Origin of the sequence: Brevibacterium yomogidense (assembly GCF_900163715.1) — a bacterium.
In the GTDB taxonomy this organism is placed as follows: Bacteria; Actinomycetota; Actinomycetes; order Actinomycetales; family Brevibacteriaceae; genus Brevibacterium; species Brevibacterium yomogidense_A.
The window spans coordinates 29,942-51,554 of record NZ_FWFF01000008.1; the positions used below are offsets into that span (position 1 = coordinate 29,942).

Genomic DNA, 21,613 nt, shown 5'->3' on the forward strand with positions numbered 1-21,613 from the left:
GACAGACGTGTCGGAGCACCGGGATCACGACGGACCGGAGTGCCGAGGCACCGGAGACGAGGCGGACCCGCTGTGAGACCAAGACCCCTAGTCACGACGGCCATGACCGCAGCAGTGCTCATGGCACTGGGAGGCTGCGTGTCGGACCCGCTCGCCGGCGGCGACGAGGACGCGGGTGAGGGGCCGATCGTCGTCTCCAGTGCGAACTTCACGGAGTCGGAGATCATCGGCAACCTCTACGCCCAGGCGCTCGAGGGTGCGGGGACAGAGGTGGAGACGCAGTTCAACATCGGTTCTCGCGAGGCCTACATCCCCGCGCTCTCCGACGGATCCATCGATGTGATCCCCGAATACACCGGCAACCTCCTGCTCTTCCTCGACCCGGAGGCAGACGTATCGAGTCCCGAATCGATCGCGGAGGCGCTGCCCGCGGCACTCGAGGCGAAGGGACTCGACGGACTCGAGCCCGCGGAAGCGGAGAACAAGGACTCGGTGGTCGTCACCGCGGAGACTGCCGAGGACTGGGACCTCGAGGCGATCGGGGACCTCGCCGAGCACGGCGACGACCTGACGATGGCGGGCCCTCCGGAGTTCGCGGAGCGCGCGGTCGGCCTGCCCGGGCTCGAGGAGACGTACGACGTGACGGTGGACGGCTTCGAGCCGATCGCCGACGGCGGCGGCCCGGCCACGGTCGACGCGCTGGTGGGCGGCGACGTGCAGGCGGCGAACATCTTCTCGACGAATCCGGCGATCGAGGCGGAGGGCCTCGTCGTGCTCGAGGACCCCGAGGGCCACTTCGCCGCGCAGAACGTCGTTCCCGTGGTGCGACAGGACCGCCTCACCGCAGACGCACAGGCCGCACTCGATGCCGTCTCTGCAGAGCTGACGACGGACGACCTCGTCGCCCTCAACCTCCGGGTGTCGGGGGAGGAGAAGGCCGAACCCGCCACAGCCGCCGCAGACTGGCTGGAGGAGCGAGGACTGCTGGACTCATGATCGAGTTCGAGGGGGTCTCGAAGACGTATCCGGACGGGACGACGGCGATCGAGCATCTCGACCTGGTCGTCCCCTCCGGTTCCCTCACGGTGTTCGTCGGCCCCAGCGGATGCGGGAAGACCACGTCGATGCGGATGATCAACCGCATGGTCGAGCCGACGACCGGTCGGATCCTCGTCGACGGGGAGGACATCGCAGCTGTCCCGACCGTGTCGCTGCGCCAGTCGATGGGCTATGTCATCCAGGGCGCGGGCCTGTTCCCCCACCGCACCGCACTGGACAACGCCGCGACCACACTGCGGCTGACGGGCATGTCCAAGGCCGAGGCGCGGGAGAGAGCGCGCGCTGCGCTGCGCCTGGTCCGCCTGCGACCGGAGCTGGACGACCGGTTCCCGAGCCAGCTCTCCGGCGGGCAGCAGCAGCGCGTGGGTGTGGCACGGGCCCTGGCCGCGGACCCGCCGATCCTGCTCATGGACGAGCCCTTCTCCGCCGTCGACCCCGTCGTCCGCGCCGAGCTCCAGGCCGAACTCCTGCGTCTGCGGACGACGCTGTCCCAGACGATCGTCTTCGTCACCCACGACATCGACGAGGCACTGCTGCTCGGGGATCGCATCGCGGTGTTCGGTCCGGGAGGGACGCTCCACCAGTACGCGGAGCCGCAGACCATCCTCGAACGTCCAGCCGACTCCTTCGTCGCCCAGATGGTCGGCCGCGATCGGGGATTCCGGTCTCTGGGATTCCACGCCGACGACCTGCCCGTCCACCCGCTGGGGGAGAGGGACGCGCAGGGGTCCGTGACCGCGCCGTCGCCTGGGGGAATGGTTCCCGAGTCACACACGACCGACGAGCCATGGCGCCTCCAGCTCGATGACGAGGGCGGGCCCGTCGCGTGGCTGCGCGGGGAGTCGCGGATCCCCGCCGGTGACGGGCACATCCCGGGCGCCGGGCTCAGATCCGCGCTCGATGCGGTCCTCGCGTCACCAGCGGACGCCGCCGTGGTCGTCGAGGAAGGCCGCGCAGTGGGGTGGCTGGACCGGAACACCGTCCTCCGTGCGCTCGCAGCCCCCGCGGACCGATCATGACGAGCCGGCCATGACCTGGATGCTCGCGAACGGCGAGATGTTCGCCGCGCTGCTCGCGGAGCACACGGTGCTCGCGCTCCTGCCGACCGTCATCGGACTGCTCGTCGCGGTCCCGCTCGGGGCGATGCTGCGCGGTCTTCCGCGGGCACGATCGATCGCCGTCGTCGTCGCGGCGATCGTCTTCACGATCCCGTCACTGGCCCTCTTCGTCGTCATCCCCGGACTCATCGGCACCCGCATCCTCGATCCCATCAACGTCGTGCTGGCGCTGAGCCTGTACTCCCTCGCTCTGCTCGTCCGCTCCGTCCTCGACGCGCTCGATGCGGTGCCGGGGGATGTGCGCGATGCGGCGCGTGCGATGGGCTACGCGCCGCTGCGCCGCATCGTCGCCGTCGATCTGCCGGTCACCGTCCCCGTGCTGACGCCTGCTCTGCGCGTCGTGGCGGTCACCAACGTGTCGCTCGTATCCGTCGGCGCGGTGATCGGGATCGGTGGCCTCGGCAGTCTCTTCACCGCCGGCTATCAGCGCAGCTACCCCGATCAGATCCTCGCGGGCATCATCGGCACCGTGGCGCTCGCGCTCCTCCTGGATCGCCTCATCGCGCTCGCCGGGTGGTCGCTGACGCGCTGGCGCCGGACTGCAGGGGCCGCCTCATGACGAAGCGAGCAGAGGGCGACGCGACGACGCGCCCACGCAACGACGTGAGGTACCGACCAGGACCTGACGCGAGGTACCGACCAGGAGCTGAAAGGGGTGCGGATGACTGACATCGGCACGATCCTCCTCCGTGTGCTCGAGCACCTCGGATACACCGGACTGGCCGTGGGCGCCGCGGCGCTCGTCGCGCTGCCGCTGGGCCTGCTGATCGGCCACACCGGCCGGGGGACCTGGACCATCGGTGCCGCGAACGCGCTGCGTGCACTGCCGAGCCTGGGACTCATGACGCTGCTCGTCCTGCTCATCGGCGCGGGCATCGTGCCGCCGACCATCGCACTGATCCTCCTCGCGATCCCGCCCATCCTCGCGAACACCGCCGCAGGCATCGCCCATGCGGATCCGGTGACGGTGGACGCGGCGCGGGCGATGGGGATGGACGAGCGGCAGGTGCTCGCCCAGGTCGAGCTGCCGATCGCGCTGCCGCTCATCGTCGGCGGCTTCCGTGCCGCGATCCTGCAGGTCGTTGCGACGGCGACGATCGCGGCCTTCGTGAACTTGGGCGGCCTCGGGCGCTTCATCTTCGACGGTCTCGCGCTGTATGACTACGGGCGGGTCCTCCTGGGCGCGGCGCTCGTCGCGGGAGTCGCCCTCGTGCTCGATGGTGCGCTCGCTCTGGTGTCACGGGCCGTGGCCCCCGGGCGGCCCTCGCGGCGCCGCGCGACCGCCTGATACTGCAAATGCAGGCCTGATTCTGCAAATGCAGGGGACGGTGCGTAATATTGCAGACTATGTGCGGACGCCCGTGTGCGCCCGCAGACATCAGCACGTGACCGTCCGCTCCGCATCATGCCGTGTACGGCCCGGCCGTGCACACGCTACAGCGCAGCAGACAACGAGAGGGAAACTGTGAAGAGCTCCGTCGAGACCATCGACCCCACCCGGGTCAAGCTCAGCATCGACGCGCCGTTCGCCGAGCTCAAGCCGAGCGTCGACGAGGCCTACCGGGAACTCGCCAAGCAGGTGAACATCCCCGGGTTCCGCCGTGGAAAGGCCCCCGCGCGCATCATCGATCAGCGCGTCGGCCGCCCGGCCGTCATCCAGGAAGCCGTCAACAACAGCCTGGACGGCTTCTACCAGGAGGCGCTCGCAGAGAACGACCTCACTCCGCTGGGTCAGCCCGAGGTCGAGGTCACCGACATCCCCGGACTGGACGGCAAGGACGAGGGTGACCTGAAGGTCACGATCGAGGTCGACGTGGCCCCGACGATCGAACTGCCCGCCTTCGACTCGATCGAGGTCGAGGTCGACGACATCGAGGTGACCGACGAAGACGTCGCCGCGCAGCTCGACGAGCTGCGCGAGCGCTTCGGCACGCTCGTCACGGTCGATCGTCCGGCGGCGAAGGATGACTTCGTCACGCTCGATCTCGTCGCGAAGATCGACGACGAGGAGATCGACCAGGCAGCGGACATCTCCTACCAGGTGGGCTCAGGCACCATGCTGGAAGGCATGGACGAGGCGCTCGACGGACTGTCGGAGGGCGAGGAGACCACCTTCGAGACGACGATGGCCGGCGGTGAGCGCGCCGGCGAGACCGGTGTCGTCACGCTGAGCGTCAAGAACGTCAAGGTCCGCGAGCTGCCCGAGGTCGACGACGAGTTCGCACAGCTGGCCTCCGAGTTCGACACGGTCGAGGAGCTCCGCGAGGACCTCAAGAAGCAGGCCGCGGAGAAGAAGGAGTTCGACCAGGGCGTCGAGGCGCGCGACAAGGTCCTCGAGGCCCTCCTCGAGCGCATCGACCCGCCGGTCCCGTCGAACGTCGTCGAGGCCGAGGTGCACCGCCACCTCGAGGGCGAGAGCCGCCTCGAGGACGACGTCCACCGCGCCGAGGTCACGGAGGAGACGACTCGCAACCTGCGCGTCCAGTTCGTGCTCGACGCCGTGGTCCGGGCCGAGGAGATCGAGGTCTCCCAGCCGGAGCTCATCGAGTACATCATCAACGCCTCGCAGCAGTACGGCATGGACCCGAACCAGTTCGCGCAGATGCTCGATCAGCAGGGCCAGGTCCAGGCGCTCATGGGCGACGTCGCACGTCGCAAGGGCCTCGCCGAAGCGCTGGCGAAGGCCGTCGTGAAGGATTCCGAGGGCAACGTCCTCGACATGACAGCCTTCACGACCCCCGGCGGCGCAGCTGCCGAGGCCGCGGCGGAGGAAGAGGCCGCAGCGGAAGAAGCCGCAGGCACCGAGGAGACCGTCGAGTCGGAGGCGACCGACGCCTCTGCCGCGGATTCCGCAGAGACTGCAGAGGAGTCCGCCGACAAGGAGTGACGCGCACGCTCCCCAGCGGAGCGCTCGTCACCGGTCCCTGACCGCGCAGACGCCCAGAGCCCCCGGACTGTGTCCGGGGGCTCTACCCATTCACCGGGCCCATCCATCGACGAAGCGGCGCCGCGATCCGGAGGTGTTCACGCTGAGGGCGAACACAGGGTGTCCGGAGGACTAATCGGGGGGAGGCGCGGGTTACGCTTCGAGACATACCGACACCGACGACAGGAGTGAGACGTGAGCACTGGAGGCAACTCCTCGGCGAGCCCCGTCATGGCCGACACACAGGGCGGTCTGGGCCTCGACGACCACATCTACAACCGGTTGCTGCGCGAGCGGATCATCTGGCTGGGATCCGACGTCCGCGATGACAACGCGAACGTCATCTGCGCCCAGCTGATGCTGCTGGCGGCGGAGGACCCGGAGAAGGACATCTTCCTCTACATCAACTCGCCGGGCGGCTCCGTCACGGCGGGGATGGCGATCTACGACACCATGCAGTACGTGCAGCCCGACGTGGGCACCGTCGCGATGGGCATGGCCGCGTCGATGGGGCAGTTCCTGCTGTCCTCCGGCGCGAAGGGCAAGCGCTTCGCGACCCCGCACACGCGCATCCTCATGCACCAGCCCCTGGGCGGGATCGGCGGCACCGCCACGGACATCAAGATCCAGGCGGAGCTCATCCTCCACATGAAGCGCCAGATGGCGGAGCTGACGGCTGAGCAGACCGGCCAGTCCCTCGAGAAGATCCTCGAGGACAACGACCGCGACAACTGGTTCACGGCGAGCGAGGCCCTGGACTACGGCTTCATCGACGGAGTCGTCCAGAGCGCCAAGGACGTCACGAATCCTGCGAGCAAATGACTCACGGCAGCGAAGGGAACACTGAAGGACACATGATGAACCAGACACCGTGGAGCTCTGCCGGACAGATGCCCTCGTCCCGCTACGTCATGCCGCAGTTCGAAGAGCGGACGCCGTACGGCTTCAAGCGCCAGGATCCCTACACGAAGCTGTTCGACGACCGCGTGATCTTCCTGGGCGTCCAGGTCGATGACACGAGCGCCGACGACGTGATGGCCCAGCTGCTCGTCCTCGAATCGCAGGATCCGGATCGGGACATCACGCTCTACATCAACTCGCCCGGCGGCTCGTTCACCGCGCTCACGGCGATCTACGACACGATGCAGTACGTGAAGCCGGAGATCCAGACGGTCTGCCTGGGCCAGGCGGCGTCCGCCGCCGCGGTGCTGCTGGCCGCCGGTGCACCGGGCAAGCGTCTGGCCCTGCCGAACGCGCGGGTGCTCATCCACCAGCCGGCGATGCAGGGGCAGGGCCAGGGCCAGGCCTCCGACATCGAGATCCAGGCGAACGAGGTGCTGCGCATGCGCCAGTGGCTCGAGCAGACGCTGTCGGATCACTCGAACAAGACGCCGGAGCAGGTCTCGACCGACATCGAGCGCGACCTGTTCCTCACGGCGGAGCAGGCGAAGGACTACGGTCTCGTCGACCAGGTCCTCACGTCGCGCAAGGTGGCGCGCCCCGCGTGACATCGCGCATACCGCGCTCCGGACGGCGGTCCAGGACAGGGTCGGGCGTGACACGCCTGACCGGTCTTGGGCCGCCGTGTCCGTGCGGTATGGGATGCTGTGGGGAGACACATGACCGGGGGCTCCGCTTGCACGCGGCGCACCCCGTGGAAGGCGGTGACAGTGGCGCGCAGTGCAGAGGGAGCTGATCTCCTCAAATGCAATTTCTGCGGGAAGTCGCAGAAGCAGGTCCGGAAGCTCATTGCGGGTCCGGGCGTCTACATCTGCGACGAATGCATCGGTCTGTGCAACGAGATCATCGAGGAGGAGCTGAGCTCCGCCGCAGAGGAAGTCGAGGAGACGACACTTCCGAAGCCGCGGGAGATCTACGACTTCCTGGGTGAGTACGTCGTCGGACAGGATCCTGCGAAGCGCGCCCTCGCGGTCGCCGTCTACAACCACTACAAGCGCCTGCGGACGCAGACGGAGGCGCAGCGGGACGACGATGTGGAGATCGCGAAGTCGAACATCCTCATGGTCGGGCCCACCGGCTCCGGCAAGACGTACCTCGCGCAGACGCTCGCTCGGAAGCTCGACGTCCCGTTCGCGGTGGCCGACGCCACGGCGCTGACGGAGGCGGGCTATGTGGGCGAGGACGTGGAGAACATCCTGCTGAAGCTCATCCAGGCGGCGGACTTCGACATCGAGCGCGCGCAGCGCGGCATCATCTACATCGATGAGATCGACAAGGTCGCGCGGAAGTCGGAGAACCCCTCCATCACGCGCGACGTGTCCGGTGAAGGCGTCCAGCAGGCGCTGCTGAAGATCCTCGAGGGCACAGAGGCCGCGGTGCCGCCGCAGGGCGGACGGAAGCACCCGCACCAGGAGTTCCTCACGATCGACACGACCAACGTGCTCTTCATCGTGGCGGGTGCGTTCGCAGGCCTCGACGAGATCATCTCGTCGCGCAGGGGCAAGCACGGCATCGGCTTCGGCGCGCTGCTGCAGTCGGCCGATGATGACGATGCGGACATCTACCAGGAACTGCTCCCGGAGGACCTCCACAAGTTCGGACTCATCCCGGAGTTCATCGGTCGCCTCCCCGTCATCGCCGCGGTCGGCAACCTGGATCGTGCGGCCCTCATGGAGATCCTCACGGAGCCCAAGAACGCCCTCATGAAGCAGTACCAGCGCATGTTCGAGTTCGACGGCGTCGAACTCGAGTTCGAGCAGGAGGCGCTCGAAGCGATCGCCGACCTCGCGCTGCTGCGGGGGACTGGTGCCCGTGGCCTGCGCTCGATCATGGAGGAAGTCCTCCAGCCGGTGATGTTCGACATCCCGTCCCGCGACGATGTGGATCGCGTCCTCGTGACGAAGGACGTGGTCGAGGACAACGTCGCTCCGACGCTCATCCCGAAGGACGCGTCGAAGCCGGGGCGCGGACAGGCCCGGCGCAAGAGCGCCTGATCCGCGGAGCACGGTTTCCGTGCGCGAGCCTCGACTCTGAAGGCTCACTCTTGAAGGTCCACCGCTGCGGCGGTGGACCTTCCTGCGTTTCCGGAGTCTGTGTCCATCCGGGTTCTCGTGTGCCGGAGCTGTCACACGGGCGGTCATTCAGGAACCGTACGGGTGAATAGGCTCGACGGTATCCGAAGGGCATCGCTCAGGGAGATTCTCCTCCGTCAGCGCGACACCGCCCGCTCATACCTGAAGCTCTGTGAGGACACCATGAAGACGATCACCCGCAGGAAGTCCATCCGACCAGCACTCGCCGCAGCCGCCGCATTCGGCATTACCCTGACCGCCAGTGGGTGCGGTGGGGGTGGAGCTGCGGCTGACGACGCAGCCGTGGACGAGCGGGCCGCTGCGCCGGTCGAGAGCGAGGGATCGGACGACGAACCCGGTGCGGAGGACAGCGCGGAAGGCGACGCCGGCGAGGGCGCCGATGATTCTTCCGACGGGGCCGACTCCGGCGAGTCTGGGGGAGCGGCCGGGGAGGAGACCCAGGTGGAGATCGGAGAGACGCTCGAGGATCCGGACATGGGCGACTCGATCGAGGTGCTCTCGGCGGTGCGGGACTTCCCGTCCGAGGAGCAGGCGGATCTGATCGCGGACGGCGGAGAGGTCGTCCTGCTCGAGGTGTCGGTGAGTCCTGGTGAGGAGTACGGCGGTCTCGTCTCGATGGGCGACTTCGAGATCTCATGGGACGACGGCGCGGACTTCTGGAACAACAAGACGCGGATGGTCGAGGATGAGCTCGAGGCAGCCGACTATCCGGTCTTCGAAGACGTGTCCCGGCGGGACGGGGGAGAGCACACCGGCTGGATCGCGTTCCTGGCCGACGAACGCGCCGACTCCTACCAGATGAGCTACACCCGTGCAGGTGCTGAGGTGATCGGCTCTGACGAGCTGATCGATCCGTTCGAGGCGGACTTCGAGATCCCCGCTTCCTGACACCTGCCACTCCGCATCCGCCAGCTGCTGCTCACGATCTGCCAGTTGTGACCTCCCATGACTGAGGGGCTCTCCTCGAGTGAGGAGAGCCCCTCAGCCATGAGAAGGCATGGAGATCGAGCAGGGGCAGCCTCACATCTCCGACGGCTGCACGACGACGAAGCCGGGACCGTGGAACTTCATCTGGACGGACTCTCCCGAGCCACGGCCCACGAACGATCCGATCGACACATCGGTGTGGATGTCCGGCGACAGGTTGGCGGACCAGCACACAGCCGCCTGCGGATCGACATAGGTGGGCTGCTGCGAGCAGTCGAGGACGAGCGGGTCTCCCTGGCAGGCGAGGGCGGCCATGCCCTGGCCGGACAGGACGACGTTGAAGAGTCCGGCACCGGAGGCCAGTGAGCCGAGTCCCTTGACCCGGCGGATGTCTTCGGTGAGCGTCGGGTCATACGCGAGCAGGGACGCGGAGTTCACGCTCAGGGCATCGTCGGGTCCCTCGAGCTGCATCATGAAGATGTTCGCGGCGTTGCGGGCGAAGAAGACCTCTCCGGCACCTTCAGCACGCATCATCGGGGTGTCTTCGCCGGTCACCTGCTTCTTGAGGAAGTTCCCCACGGAGCCGGATCCCTGGTGCTTGAACTGGACGTTGCCCTGATAGGCGACCATCGCCCCCTTGGTAGCGATGATGGGCGACTGCGGTGTGACGATCGTGCGCAGCATCTTCTGCGACTGCATCGTCCACCGCTCCGTCGACTGGATCTCCGCATTGCGCTTGTTGAAGAGCTCTGACCTCATGACTCACCTGTTCTTCCTGCGTCCGCGCGTGCGGACGAACGACTGTGGGGCGGGGCACCCGCGTGGGGCTCCCCGCCCCACAGTAGTGCGCTCGCGTCGTGGGGACGCGGCGAGGAATGGTGCAGATCAGCACCAACCCGCGCGGTTCGAGCTCCGCGAGGCCCGGGCCCGTCACGGCTGAGCTCAGGCAGGTGACTCCGCGAAGACGACGTCCGAGACGGTGACGGACGCCTCGACGTCGGCACCTTCGGCGCCGGCCGGGACCTCAGCCGCGGTGACGGAGCTCGTCCGCACGTCCAGGTCGTCGACGCGGCTGGCAGCCAGCAGGTCGCCGCGTGCCGCTGCGACGGCGGTGAGGACGTCGGTGGGGGCATGGAGGACCGCGCTGGTGATGCGGGTCTTCTGCGACACCTTCGCCTCCGTCTTCGTCTGGCGGAGCTTGGACAGCGCGGAGGCCACCTTGCCGAGCATGTCTGTGGGGACCTGCGCGGGCTCGGCGGTCGGCCACGGCGCGCGGTGGATGGACCCCTCGCGCCACCACGACCAGACCTCCTCCGTCACGAACGGGAGGAACGGTGCGAAGAGCCGCAGGAGCGTGTCGAGCGAGGTCGCGAGCGTCGCGTGCGCAGAGAGCTGCGCTTCCTCGCCCTGCGCCCCGTAGGAGCGGTCCTTCACGAGCTCGACGTAGTCATCCGTGAAGTCCCAGAAGAAGGACTCGACGATGCGCAGAGCCTGCGCGTTGTCGTACGCCTCCATGTGACGGCCCGCGTCGGCGACGACAGTGCGCAGCGCCGCGGACACGGACCGGTCGAGCTCGTGGGTGATGAGGTCCTCGCGGCCGATGAGGTCCGCGTGCACGCCCTGCGCGAGTGCGAACTTCGACGCATTCAGCAGCTTCATCGACAGGCGGCGGCCGATCTGCATCTGCTGGGTGTCATAGGCGGTGTCCGCGCCGAACTTGGCGCTGGCCGCCCAGTAGCGGACCGCGTCGGGGCCGAAGCCGGGCTTCTGCTCCGCGAGGATGTCGCTGGGGACGACGACATTGCCCTTCGACTTCGACATCTTCTTCCGGTCCGGATCGAGGATCCATCCGGAGAGTGCGGTGCGGCGCCACGGCACGGAGTCGTTGATGGAGTTCGCGCGGACGACCGTCGAGAAGAGCCAGGTGCGGATGATGTCGTGGCCCTGCGGTCGCAGGTCCATCGGGAACACGTTCGCGAACAGCTCCTCGTCGCGCGACCATCCGCTCACCAGCTGCGGGGTGAGCGACGAGGTCGCCCAGGTGTCGAGGACGTCCGGGTCGGCGGTGAAGCCGCCCGCCACATCGCGCTGGTCCTCGCTGAACCCGTTCGGTGCGGACGCGAGCGGATCGACCGGCAGCTGTGCGTCGTCTGGAACGATCGGGGCGTCGTAGTCGGGTGTGCCGTCGGCATCGAGCCGGTACCACAGCGGGATGGCCACGCCGAAGTGGCGCTGACGGGAGACCAGCCAGTCGCCGTTCAGCCCGTCGACCCAGTTCTCGTAGCGCGATCGCATGTAGCTCGGATACCACTCGAGCTCGCGGCCGCGGGCGATGAGGTCGTCCCGCAGCTCAGCGGACCGGCCGCCGTTGCGGATGTACCACTGGCGGGAGGCGACGACCTCGAGCGGCTTGTCGCCCTTCTCGTAGAAGGGCACCGGGTGCGTGATGGCCTCCGGGTCCTCGAGGAGGTCGCCGGATTCGGCGAGCAGCTGCGCGATCTCCTTGCGGGCTGTGAAGGTGGTCGTGCCCGCGAGCCTCTGGTAGGCCTCGGCCGCGTCCGCCTTCGCGGATTCCGCGATCCACTCGGGCGTCTCGCGCTGCAGGCGCCCGTCGCGCGTGACGACCGCGCGGGTCGGAAGGTCGAGTTCGCGCCACCACGTGACGTCGGTGAGGTCGCCGAACGTGCAGACCATCGCGATGCCCGTGCCCTTGTCGGCCTTCGCCAGATGGTGCGAGCGGACCTCGACCTCGACGCCGAACAGCGGCGACACGACTGTCTTTCCGAAGAGGGGCTGGTAGCGCTCATCGTCCGGATGCGCGACGAGCGCCACCACGGCGGGGATGAGCTCGGGACGCGACGTGACGATGACGACCGGGTCCTGCGCGGTGTCGGCGGTGCCGTCTGCGGCACTCGGGTAGAAGGCCACCTTGTGATAGGCGCCGTCCTTCTCACGATCCTCCAGCTCAGCCTGCGCGACCGCCGTGCCGAACGTCACGTCCCACATCGTGGGCGCGTCCTGCGAGTAGGCGTTGCCGGTGGCGAGGTCCGCGAGGAACGCGCGCTGCGACACGGCGCGGGCGGTGTCCTCGATCGTCCTGTACGTGTACTTCCAGTCGACCGACAGGCCCACGGAGCGGAACAGATGCTCGAAGACCGCTTCGTCCTCAGCGGACAGTGTGAGGCACAGCTCGATGAAGTTCTGACGCGAGACCTTCACGTAGTCCCGGGCGCTGCGCGGCGCCTTCGCGGGCGGCTCGAAGTCCGCGTCGTAGGGGAGCGTGGGGTCGCACGTGACGCCGTAGTAGTTCTGCACGCGGCGCTCGGTGGGCAGGCCGTTGTCGTCCCATCCCAGGGGGTAGAAGACGTTCTTCCCCAGCATCCGCTGGTAGCGGGCGATCACGTCGGTCTGCGTGTAGGAGAAAACGTGTCCCACGTGGAGCGAGCCCGAGGCGGTGGGCGGGGGCGTGTCGATCGAGTAGACGTCCTCGCGGGTGGTGTCCGGGTCGAACGCGTAGACGCCGCTCTCACCCCATGCCGCGTCCCACTTGTCCCTGAGGCCCTCGAGGGCCGGCTTGTCCGGAAGGTGCACCGAGTCATGTGTGCTGTCGGAAGTCGTCATGCGTGCGATTGTTCCATATGGTGATCGGCCTCCTGGACGGGGCAGGATGAGTTCCGCCCCGCCTCCCTGCCATGATTGTGCCCATGGCGCTGATCGACCGTGTGGATGAGACCGGACCGCCTCCGCGGTCCACCCAGTGGATGAACCCCACCCGGTCCTTGGCGATCCTCGCGGTCGTCGCCATCCACGCCATCGCGGACACCGTGGGACTGCGATTCACCGACCACGGCACCGCGCCGTGGTGGGTCGCGAACGTCATCGACTCCGCGAGCCGCTGGTCCGTCCCCGTCTTCCTCATGATCGCCGGGGCCCTCGCCCTGGATCCGACGAAGGGCGGCCGGCCGAGGGACTTCCTCTCCAAGCGCTTCTGGCGCATCGGAGTCCCGCTGGTCGTGTGGACCGCCGTCTACGTCCCCTACCGCCTGTTCGCGATGTCCGGTCGCGAGACGGGGTGGGACCCCCTGACCGCGATCCTCACCGGTTCGCCGTTCGTCCAGCTCTACTTCCTCTACGTGCTGGCCCTGCTCACGCTGCTGACCCCATTCATGCGGCAGCTGACGGTGCACGGGTCGAGGCGGGCCCAGTGGGGCACCGCGCTCGTCCTGCTGGGCATCGGCATGGTCGACCACTTCTCCGCGGTGCTCGCGGGGGTGGGGGAGCCGAACATCGCGACGAGGTTCCTCCCCCTCATGGGCTACTACCTGCTGGGCTGGATCATGCGCGACCATCTGGTCCGCGGCGCGAAGCTGGTGTGGGCGTGGGTGGGCTTCGTCGGCTCGATCGCCTTCACCGCGCTGTGGGCGGGCTTCGGTCCCGGGGACCAGCCGTGGGTGATCGTCTACGAGTACATGGCGCCGACCGTCGTGGTCATGAGCCTCACCGGCTACCTCATCCTCCACCGGTTCTTCTCGGATGACTCACGCAGCTACCTGGGCCTGCGCCGACTCTTCCCGTACTCGTTCGGGGTGTTCCTCCTCCATCCGCTCCTCGTGTACTCGCTGCGCGATGTGATCGGGGTGGCGGACTCGGTCGGTGCGGTCCTTCTGCACGGCCTGCTCCTGCCCTTGGTCTACGCGCTCATCTGCGCGATCGTCACCAAGGTGGCGCTGCGGACGCCCGTCGTGCGGATCGCCTTCGGCGAGGTCCCGACCGGTGTCGCGGCCGTTCCGCGGCGGGAGACGGATACCGTGCCCGAGGTCCCCTCACCCGAAACGGCCGACGCAGGCGACACAGACGACCTCGACCGTCCGGGCTCTGAGCCAGCGCCTGCGTGAGCGGTGCGTGCTGAAGCACATGCGTGCGTGAGCGGGTTCACTAGACTGGAGGAGGAGCCCGCTGCCGCGCCGTCGAGGTGCGTGCGGACAGACCTTTCTGCGAAGAGGAGACACACATGAGTGCACTGCGAGCCGTCGTCACGGGAGCGAGTTCGGGGATGGGCAGGGAGACCGTCCGTCAGCTGAGGGACCAGGGCTGGGATGTCGTCGCCGTCGCCCGCCGGGAGGATGCGCTCGCCCAGCTGGCACAGGAGACGGGCTGCGAGGTCATCGTCGCGGACATGACGAGTGACGAATCGGTCGCCCAGATGGCTGAGAAGGTGCTGGCGGGCGGTCCGGTGAACTCACTCGTCGCGAATGCCGGGGCCGCGTACGGGCAGGACCAGGTGGAGGACGCATCCGTCGAGGGCTGGGCGGAGATGTTCGACCTCAACGTCCTGGGCGTCGTGCGCTGTGTGAAGGCACTGCTCCCCGCGTTGGAGGAATCGGGCCGCGGCGACATCGTCGTCATGTCGTCGACCGCGGGCCACATCGCCTATGAGGGCGGTGGCGGATACGTCGCCTCGAAGCACGGCGCGCATTCCGTCGCGGCGACCCTGCGGCTCGAGCTCGCGGGGCGTCCCGTCCGCGTCATCGAGATCGCGCCGGGCATGGTCGCGACGGAGGAGTTCTCCCGCAAGCGCCTGGGGTCCCAGGACGCGGCGGACAAGGTGTACGCGGGCGTCGAGAAGCCGCTGACCGCCGAGGACTGCGCCGAGGCAGTGGTGTGGACGCTCACCCGGCCCCACCACTTCAACGTCGACCTCATGGTCATCCGCCCCATCGCACAGGCCGCCCAGCACAAGGTCGCACGCAACCAGGGGCTCTGAGCAGGTGACGGCACCTCGCGGCCTCCGCATCGCGATCGTCGGCGCGGGGATCGCGGGGCTCGCCGCCGCGATCGGTTCGGCCCGGGCGGGCGCGACCGTCACGGTGTTCGAGGAGGCTCCCGCAGTGCGCTCCGGAGGTTCGGGGCTCACAGTGTTCTCCGGTGGGATGCGTGCGCTCGATTCTCTGGGTCTGGGTGCACCATTCCGCGACCTCACTGACGGCGACGTCCGGCTGCTGCGCGGAGGGCAGCGCGCCCCCGACGGCCGGTGGCTCGCACGCCTCCCCAGCGACGCCGTCACCGAGATGCGGGTGGTCGACCGCGGTGACTTCCACCGACTCCTCGTCGGAGCAGTGCCTGAGTCCGTCGTCATCCGCACCGGGGCGCGCGTCATCTCCGCCACGATGGACGGCCGCGTCCGCTGGTCGTGCACCGACTGCGACGTGCACGAAGAGGTGTTCGACCTCGTCGTCGGTGCGGACGGAATGCGGTCCGTGGTGCGCCAGGCCTTCCCCGACGACCCGGGCGGCAGATATGCGGGCTACGGCGCATGGCGCGGGATCACGTCGCACCCCGTGGATCTTCGCGGCGAGGCCGGGGAGACGTGGGGCGTGCGGACCCGATTCGGGATGGCGCCGCTCTCGGACGGCCGGGTGTACTGGTTCGCAGTCGCGACGATGCCGGAGGATGCGGTGTTCCACGACGAGGCGTCAGCGGTCGACGCACTGTTCGGCTCGTGGCACGCACCGATCCCCGAACTCATCGCAGCCACCGAACCCTCCTCCGTTCACCGCCTCCCCATCCTCGAACTCGCAGGTGAGCTCGCGTCGTTCGTGCGAGGACGCATCGCGCTGATCGGCGACGCGGCACACGCCATGACCCCGAATCTTGGCCAGGGCGGGGGCCAGGGGCTCGAAGACGCGGCAGAGCTCTGCGCGGTCCTGGGCCCTTCCGCACTGACTCCTTCGACACCGGCCCCTTCCGCCGGCGACCCGCAGTGGATCGCGGATGCGCTTGCCCTCTACGATGCGCGGCGCAGACCGCGGACCCAACGCATCGCGAGGACGTCCCGCCTCCTCGGAGACATCGCCCACCGGCCGGGCGCCGGCCTCAGCCGTGTACGCGATGCGCTCCTCGCGGCGGCACCGGAGTCAGCGCTTCGCGCGCAGGCGCGCGCCGTGCAGGAGTGGTCCGGACCGGGTGATCCGCCGCGGTTGCGCACCGTGCGCGGGAACGCCGCCGTGCGCTAGACTCTCCTGTGCATCGATCCGGCCATCACCGGGGAGCATCCGGAAGAACGGCAGACGCCCAGGGCGCCGCCCAGTAGACCCGGACGGGACGGCCCGTCACAGCCGAATGAGCGATCCGCTCGCGCGTCCCCGCGGGGACGCGGATGCGGATAAGCGGGGTGGTACCGCGGCAGCGCGTGCGCGTGCAGTCGTCCTCGCACGGGAAGAACCGTAAACAGGGGACGGGTGCCACCGGGTGCGCGGCCCCGCTCACCAAAGGACGCTCATGAGCGAAAACATCTATCCCAAGCCGGGATCAGCCTTCGGCCTGTCGGCCTCACCCTCATTCCCCTCGCTCGAACAGCGCATCCTGGACTTCTGGGACACCGACGACACGTTCCGGGCGAGCGTCGAGTCGCGTGATGCGGGAACAGCCGGTGAGAATGAGTTCGTCTTCTACGATGGACCCCCGTTCGCGAACGGCCTGCCGCACTACGGCCACCTCCTCACCAGCTACGTGAAGGACGTCGTGCCCCGCTACCAGACGATGCGCGGCAAGAGGGTCGAGCGCCGCTTCGGCTGGGACACCCACGGACTGCCCGCGGAGCTCGAGGCGATGAAGCAGCTGGGACTCAAGACGAAGGACGAGATCCTCGAGATGGGGGTCGGCACCTTCAACGAGGCCGCGCGCGCCTCGGTCCTCAAGTACACCGATGAGTGGCAGGACTACGTCAACCGGATGGGTCGCTGGGTCGACTTCGAGAACGACTACAAGACCCTCAACCCCACATTCATGGAATCCGTCCTGTGGGTCTTCAAGACCCTCTTCGACAAGGGCCTCATCTACGAGGGCTACCGCGTCCTCCCGTACTGCTGGTCCGATGAGACCCCGCTGTCCAACCACGAGCTGCGCATGGACGACGACGTCTACAAGATGCGACAGGATCCGGCGGTCACGATCGGCTACAAGCTGAGCGAACCGGACGCGGACGGCAATGACGAGTGGGTCCTCATCTGGACGACGACCCCGTGGACCGTGCCCAGCAACCAGGCGGTCGCCGTGCACCCGGGCACCGACTACGTCGCCGTGAAGGCCGGTGCGGATGCCCCGGAGGAGTTCGCCGGGAAGACGTTCGTGCTCGCCCGCGCCCTCCTCGCCGCGCACTCCCGCGAGCTGGGGGAGGAGCCGGAGATCGTCCGCGAGTACACGGGCGCCGACCTCGTGGGGCGCACCTACGAGCCGCCCTTCCCGTACTTCGAGGGCAAGCAGTCCGAGTACGGCGAGCGGATGCACACGATCCTGTCGGCCGACTTCGTCACGACGGACGACGGCACGGGCATCGTCCACCAGTCGCCGGCCTTCGGTGAGGAGGACAAGCTCCTCACCGACGAGTACGGCATCACCGCTGTGCGCCCCGTGGACGACGCGGGACGCTTCGACCACCAGGTGCCGGACTACCGCGGTCAGCAGGTATTCGACGCGAACCGCGACATCGTCCGCGACCTCAAGAACCACACGGGTCCGATGGAGGGCCGCTCCGCGCTGCTCCTGCGCCACGAGACGTACGACCACTCGTACCCCCACTGCTGGCGCTGCCGGAATCCTCTGATCTACCGCGCGGTGTCCTCCTGGTTCGTGTCCGTCACCGCGATCAAGGAGACGATGCTCGCGACGAACGAGGAGATCACCTGGGTCCCGGACAACGTCAAGCACGGGCAGTTCGGCAGGTGGCTGGAGAACGCCCGCGACTGGTCGATCACCCGCAACCGCTTCTGGGGATCCCCGGTCCCTGTGTGGCGGTCGGATGACCCGGAGTACCCGCGCCTCGACGTCTACGGCTCGTTCGCAGAGATCGAGCGCGACTTCGGCCGCCTGCCCGTGGACGAGAACGGCGAGCCGAACCTCCACCGCCCCTATGTCGACGACCTCACCCGTCCGAACCCCGACGATCCGACGGGGAAGTCGACGATGCGCCGCGTCGAGGACGTCCTCGACGTGTGGTTCGATTCCGGCTCGATGCCGTACGGCCAGGTGCACTACCCGTTCGAGAACGCCGAGTGGTTCGAGAACCACTACCCGGCGGACTTCATCGTCGAATACATCGGACAGACGCGCGGCTGGTTCTACACGCTGCACATCCTGGCGGCGGCGCTCTTCGAGAAGCCGGCGTTCCGCGATGTGATCTGCCACGGGATCGTCCTGGGCTCCGACGGCCAGAAGATGTCGAAGAGCCTGCGCAACTACCCGGACGTCAGCGAGGTCTTCGACCGCGACGGCTCGGACGCGATGCGCTGGTTCCTCATGTCCAGCTCCATCCTGCGCGGCGGCAACCTCGTCGTGACGGAGCAGGGCATCCGCGACGGAGTGCGTCAGGTGCTGCTGCCGCTGTGGAACACATGGCAGTTCTTCGCCACGTACGCGAACACGGCAGACGGTCCGGCCGGCCCCGCCTCCGGCTACGAGGCGCAGGACTCGCTGGAGTCGGACCAGGTGCTCGACCGCTACCTCGTCGCCAAGACGCGGGAGTTCCTGGATGAGTTCCAGTCCGCGATGGACTCGTACGACATCTGGGCGGCGTGCGGCCTGGCGAACAGCCACCTCGACATGCTGACGAACTGGTACGTCCGGCGCTCGCGTCGCCGCTTCTGGGACGGCTCGGAGGAGACCCATCCGACCTTCGACGTCTTCGCCACGAGCTTCGAGGCGCTGCTGCGCGCGATCGCCCCGCTCCTGCCGTTCGCGACGGAGGAGATCTGGAAGAGCCTCACCGGCGGCCGTTCGGTCCACCTCGCGGACTACCCGGACGCCCAGGCGTTCCCCGCGGACCGGGACCTCGTCGACGCGATGGACTTCACCCGCGCCGTGTGCTCGGCAGGCTCCGCGCTGCGCAAGGCGCGCAACCTCCGCGTGCGCCTGCCGCTGTCGGACCTGGTCCTCGTCACGGACCTCGAGATGGGCGAGGAGTTCACGTCGATCATCGCGGACGAGCTCAACGTCAAGTCCGTGCGCGTGCTCGGCACCGCTGACGCGCGTGAGGCGGGCTTCTCGTTCGAGCGCAGCCTCACCGTGAACGCCCGTGCGGCGGGCCCGCGCCTGGGCAAGGACGTGCAGCAGGCGATCCGCGGTTCGAAGACGGGTGACTGGTCCGTCGAGGACGGGATCGTCACCGCGGGCGGCATCGCGCTCGTCGAGGGCGAGTACGCGCTCGACGAGCACGCGGAGTCCGCATCGGAGTCCCTGGCCCTCGCACCGGTGGACGGCGGCTTCATCGCGCTGGACACCGCACTGACCGACGAGCTCGAGGCCGAGGGCACGGCTCGCGATGCGATCCGTGCCATCCAGGGCGTGCGCAAGCAGCTTGCCCTGCACGTCTCGGATCGCATCCGGGTCACCCTGTACGCGCCCGAGGCCGTCGCGACGGCACTGACGGCCCACCGCGACCTCGTCGCCGGCGAAGTGCTCGCCGAAGCGCTCGACGTCGCCGGAGCAGACGCTGCGGCGGACGACGCGACGGCCGTCCGCGAACTGGGAGAGGGAGTCTCCGTGCGGGTGGTGCGGGCATGACCGGCCACGATGACGAGCTCGCGCCGATCCTTCCGGAGGACGACGGCTCTGCGTCCGGCTCCGCGTTCTGGGCCGATACTGAGGAGGACGTCGCGGACGGCTCCCGTGACGACCTCGCGGGCGGCTCCGATGCAGAGGAGGAGGCTCTCGACGCACCGGTGGAGACGGCGGAGGACACCGCGGCGCTCGCCCGCGTGTACGCGGCACTGCTGGCACGCGCGGGGGAGACCCAGGTCGAACTCCGCCTCGACGCCACCAGGCGGGCGTGCGAGCTGCTGGGCGACATCCACACCGCGGCACCGGCGATCATGGTGACCGGGACGAATGGGAAGACGTCGACGGTCCGCATGGTCGACACGCTGCTGAGTGCGCACAACCTGCGCGTGGGCCGTTTCACGAGCCCGCACCTCACCCGTGTGACCGAGCGGATCGGCGTCGACGGACACGACGTCCACGCTGCGACCTTCGCCCGCGTCTACGACGAGATCGAACCGTTCCTGGAGATGATCGACGCGGCGCTCGCGGACGAGGGGCGACCGGGGCTGACGTTCTTCGAAGCGCTCACAGTGCTCGCGCTGGCCGTGTTCGCGGACGCTCCGGTCGACGTGATGGTGCTCGAGGTCGGCATGGGCGGCGAATGGGATTCGACGAACGTCGTCGACGCACGCGTCTGCGGCTTCACCGCAGTGGGCCTCGACCACCAGGCCTACCTCGGCGACACGGTGGAGGAGATCGCCCGCACGAAGGCAGGGATCCTCGACCGCACCGTCGATCCCACTCCGGAACCGGAACCGCTCGCCATCATCGCCGACCAGCCGGCCGACGGGGTGCTCGCGGTGCTCGCGGACGAAGTCTCCCGCAGGAGCATCAACGCGTGGACTGAGGGCCAGGGCTACGGCGTGGTCGACCGCACCCTGGCCGTGGACGGCCAGATGGTCTCGCTGCGCGGCATCGGCGGTGACTACCCGGACCTGTTCCTCCCGCTGCACGGCGCGCATCAGGCGCACAACGCCGCGACTGCGGTGGCGCTGACAGAGGCGTTCCTCACCGGCGGCGACCGTCCGCTGGCCGAGGACGCGGTGGGGGAGGCCTTCGCCGCGATGACCAGCCCCGGCCGGCTCGAGGTCCTCAAGGCGGAGCCGACCATCCTGGTCGACGGCGCGCACAACCCCGATGGTGCACGAGCGCTGGCCGAGGCGATGGATGAGGCGTTCGACCTCACCGACGTGACGGCCGTGCTCGGGATGTTCGCGGACAAGGACCCGCACGGAGTGCTCGAGCACGTGCATCGCTTCGCGGACCGCGTCATCGTCACGCAGACGCTCAGCGACCGTGCGATGGACCCCGAGGACCTCGCGGCCGCCGCGGCGGAATGGTTCGACGAGGACGATGTGATCGTCCGTCCCACCGTCAAGGACGCGCTCATGACCGCGCTGGACCTGGCGGACACCGCCGAGGCCTCCGCCGGCGAACGCGCGCGCGCCGGCATCGCTGTGACGGGCTCACTGCTGACGGCGGCGGAGGCGCGGGTCCTGCTGGGACGCGGAGGGATCGCATGAGCGTCCAGGCGAAGTCGAAGCTGCCGCTGCTGTGCGGGACCGTGCTCGTGAGTGAAGTGCTGGTGCTCTACTTCGCGGGACTCACGGGGTACGGCCTGCGGCCGGACCTCGTCCCGTTCGGAGTGTTCGTCGGGCTGCTGTCGTTCACCGCGCTCGTCCTCATCGCAGCTGCAGCACTGCTGCCGCGCAGGAGGTTCGAGCAGCGTCCCGGCATTCTCCTGGGCTGGATCGGCCAGGGCCTGATCCTCGGACTGGGCATCATCATGCCGGCACTGATCATCATCGCGGTGATCTTCGGCTCGATGTGGGCGCTCGGAGCGTACTGGGGCCGGCGCATCGACCGCGAATCGGCCGAACGGGAGGCATAGTCCGGTCGCTGTGAGAGGGAAGGCCCGCCGCCGTTAGACTTGGCCA

General features: G+C 68.4%; 17 protein-coding genes. 15 read left to right on the plus strand and 2 right to left on the minus strand.

The annotated features are described in order from the left end of the window. The first annotated feature begins 102 nt into the window (after window positions 1-102). From FM105_RS05530 to FM105_RS05570, 9 genes are all read left to right on the plus strand, one after another. A complete protein-coding gene (locus FM105_RS05530) occupies window positions 103-996 on the plus strand; it encodes an ABC transporter substrate-binding protein (protein WP_087006011.1) in 894 nt (297 codons plus the stop codon). Beyond that, window positions 993-2,078: an ABC transporter ATP-binding protein gene (locus tag FM105_RS05535; RefSeq protein WP_087006014.1), complete on the plus strand. Its 1,086-nt coding sequence runs from the start codon at window positions 993-995 to the stop codon at window positions 2,076-2,078. The genes FM105_RS05530 and FM105_RS05535 overlap by 4 nt, the downstream gene beginning before the upstream one ends. Before the next feature lie 10 nt (window positions 2,079-2,088). After that, entirely contained in the window at window positions 2,089-2,736 is a 648-nt protein-coding gene (locus tag FM105_RS05540) for an ABC transporter permease (protein WP_087006016.1), read from the plus strand. Between the two features lie 102 nt (window positions 2,737-2,838). Then, complete coding sequence (locus FM105_RS05545) at window positions 2,839-3,465, plus strand: ABC transporter permease (RefSeq protein WP_087006019.1); 627 nt, start codon at window positions 2,839-2,841, stop codon at window positions 3,463-3,465. A gap of 177 nt (window positions 3,466-3,642) precedes the next feature. Next, entirely contained in the window at window positions 3,643-5,064 is a 1,422-nt protein-coding gene (tig, locus tag FM105_RS05550; RefSeq protein ID WP_087006022.1) for a trigger factor, read from the plus strand. Window positions 5,065-5,334: 270 nt separating this feature from the next. Continuing rightward, on the plus strand, window positions 5,335-5,925 hold the full coding sequence (locus tag FM105_RS05555) for an ATP-dependent Clp protease proteolytic subunit (RefSeq protein ID WP_087006241.1): 591 nt from the start codon (window positions 5,335-5,337) through the stop codon (window positions 5,923-5,925). A 35-nt stretch (window positions 5,926-5,960) separates the two neighbouring features. Beyond that, window positions 5,961-6,611, plus strand: a complete 651-nt coding sequence (locus FM105_RS05560; protein ID WP_087006244.1) for an ATP-dependent Clp protease proteolytic subunit — start codon at window positions 5,961-5,963, stop codon at window positions 6,609-6,611. A 162-nt stretch (window positions 6,612-6,773) separates the two neighbouring features. Further along, window positions 6,774-8,057 (plus strand): ATP-dependent Clp protease ATP-binding subunit ClpX, encoded by a 1,284-nt coding sequence (gene clpX / locus FM105_RS05565; RefSeq protein ID WP_087006247.1) that lies wholly within the window; start codon window positions 6,774-6,776, stop codon window positions 8,055-8,057. Window positions 8,058-8,318: 261 nt separating this feature from the next. After that, a complete protein-coding gene (locus FM105_RS05570) occupies window positions 8,319-9,044 on the plus strand; it encodes a transcriptional regulator (RefSeq protein ID WP_087006025.1) in 726 nt (241 codons plus the stop codon). Between the two features lie 132 nt (window positions 9,045-9,176). Here FM105_RS05570 and FM105_RS05575 read toward each other — a convergent pair whose 3' ends face one another. Both FM105_RS05575 and valS read right to left on the minus strand, forming a co-directional pair. Further along, window positions 9,177-9,842: an AIM24 family protein gene (locus FM105_RS05575; RefSeq protein ID WP_087006028.1), complete on the minus strand. Its 666-nt coding sequence runs from the start codon at window positions 9,840-9,842 to the stop codon at window positions 9,177-9,179. 183 nt (window positions 9,843-10,025) lie between these two features. Beyond that, on the minus strand, window positions 10,026-12,704 hold the full coding sequence (valS, locus tag FM105_RS05580; RefSeq protein ID WP_087006031.1) for a valine--tRNA ligase: 2,679 nt from the start codon (window positions 12,702-12,704) through the stop codon (window positions 10,026-10,028). A gap of 83 nt (window positions 12,705-12,787) precedes the next feature. Here valS and FM105_RS05585 point away from each other — a divergent pair, with 83 nt between their 5' ends. The 6 genes from FM105_RS05585 (at window position 12,788) to FM105_RS05610 (ending at window position 21,567) form a co-directional block, all read left to right on the plus strand. Continuing rightward, complete coding sequence (locus tag FM105_RS05585; RefSeq protein WP_087006034.1) at window positions 12,788-13,978, plus strand: acyltransferase; 1,191 nt, start codon at window positions 12,788-12,790, stop codon at window positions 13,976-13,978. A 116-nt stretch (window positions 13,979-14,094) separates the two neighbouring features. Further along, on the plus strand, window positions 14,095-14,847 hold the full coding sequence (locus FM105_RS05590) for an SDR family oxidoreductase (protein WP_087006036.1): 753 nt from the start codon (window positions 14,095-14,097) through the stop codon (window positions 14,845-14,847). A 4-nt stretch (window positions 14,848-14,851) separates the two neighbouring features. Continuing rightward, entirely contained in the window at window positions 14,852-16,096 is a 1,245-nt protein-coding gene (locus FM105_RS05595) for an FAD-dependent monooxygenase (RefSeq protein WP_087006039.1), read from the plus strand. 265 nt (window positions 16,097-16,361) lie between these two features. Next, the gene (gene ileS, locus FM105_RS05600) at window positions 16,362-19,640 is read left to right on the plus strand and encodes an isoleucine--tRNA ligase (protein ID WP_087006042.1); all 3,279 of its coding nucleotides are present in this window, start codon (window positions 16,362-16,364) and stop codon (window positions 19,638-19,640) included. Further along, on the plus strand, window positions 19,637-21,199 hold the full coding sequence (locus FM105_RS05605) for a bifunctional folylpolyglutamate synthase/dihydrofolate synthase (protein ID WP_256970251.1): 1,563 nt from the start codon (window positions 19,637-19,639) through the stop codon (window positions 21,197-21,199). The genes ileS and FM105_RS05605 overlap by 4 nt, the downstream gene beginning before the upstream one ends. Continuing rightward, window positions 21,196-21,567, plus strand: coding sequence for a DUF4233 domain-containing protein (locus tag FM105_RS05610; RefSeq protein ID WP_087006045.1), 372 nt, complete (start codon window positions 21,196-21,198; stop codon window positions 21,565-21,567). Before FM105_RS05605 ends, FM105_RS05610 begins: the two co-directional genes overlap by 4 nt. Window positions 21,568-21,613: the final 46 nt, after the last annotated feature.

Excerpts from the sequence above, each read along its gene's own strand:
- ileS (WP_087006042.1), top strand. The coding sequence starts at position 16,362 with ATGAGCGAAAACATCTATCCCAAGCCGGGATCAGCCTTCGGCCTGTCG.
- FM105_RS05540 (WP_087006016.1), top strand. The coding sequence starts at position 2,089 with ATGACCTGGATGCTCGCGAACGGCGAGATGTTCGCCGCGCTGCTCGCG.
- FM105_RS05590 (WP_087006036.1), top strand. The coding sequence starts at position 14,095 with ATGAGTGCACTGCGAGCCGTCGTCACGGGAGCGAGTTCGGGGATGGGC.
- FM105_RS05585 (WP_087006034.1), top strand. The coding sequence starts at position 12,788 with ATGGCGCTGATCGACCGTGTGGATGAGACCGGACCGCCTCCGCGGTCC.
- FM105_RS05605 (WP_256970251.1), top strand. The coding sequence starts at position 19,637 with ATGACCGGCCACGATGACGAGCTCGCGCCGATCCTTCCGGAGGACGAC.
- FM105_RS05575 (WP_087006028.1), bottom strand. The coding sequence starts at position 9,842 with ATGAGGTCAGAGCTCTTCAACAAGCGCAATGCGGAGATCCAGTCGACG.
- FM105_RS05530 (WP_087006011.1), top strand. The coding sequence starts at position 103 with ATGACCGCAGCAGTGCTCATGGCACTGGGAGGCTGCGTGTCGGACCCG.
- FM105_RS05570 (WP_087006025.1), top strand. The coding sequence starts at position 8,319 with ATGAAGACGATCACCCGCAGGAAGTCCATCCGACCAGCACTCGCCGCA.
- FM105_RS05555 (WP_087006241.1), top strand. The coding sequence starts at position 5,335 with ATGGCCGACACACAGGGCGGTCTGGGCCTCGACGACCACATCTACAAC.
- valS (WP_087006031.1), bottom strand. The coding sequence starts at position 12,704 with ATGACGACTTCCGACAGCACACATGACTCGGTGCACCTTCCGGACAAG.
- FM105_RS05610 (WP_087006045.1), top strand. The coding sequence starts at position 21,196 with ATGAGCGTCCAGGCGAAGTCGAAGCTGCCGCTGCTGTGCGGGACCGTG.
- FM105_RS05560 (WP_087006244.1), top strand. The coding sequence starts at position 5,961 with ATGAACCAGACACCGTGGAGCTCTGCCGGACAGATGCCCTCGTCCCGC.
- FM105_RS05535 (WP_087006014.1), top strand. The coding sequence starts at position 993 with ATGATCGAGTTCGAGGGGGTCTCGAAGACGTATCCGGACGGGACGACG.
- FM105_RS05545 (WP_087006019.1), top strand. The coding sequence starts at position 2,839 with ATGACTGACATCGGCACGATCCTCCTCCGTGTGCTCGAGCACCTCGGA.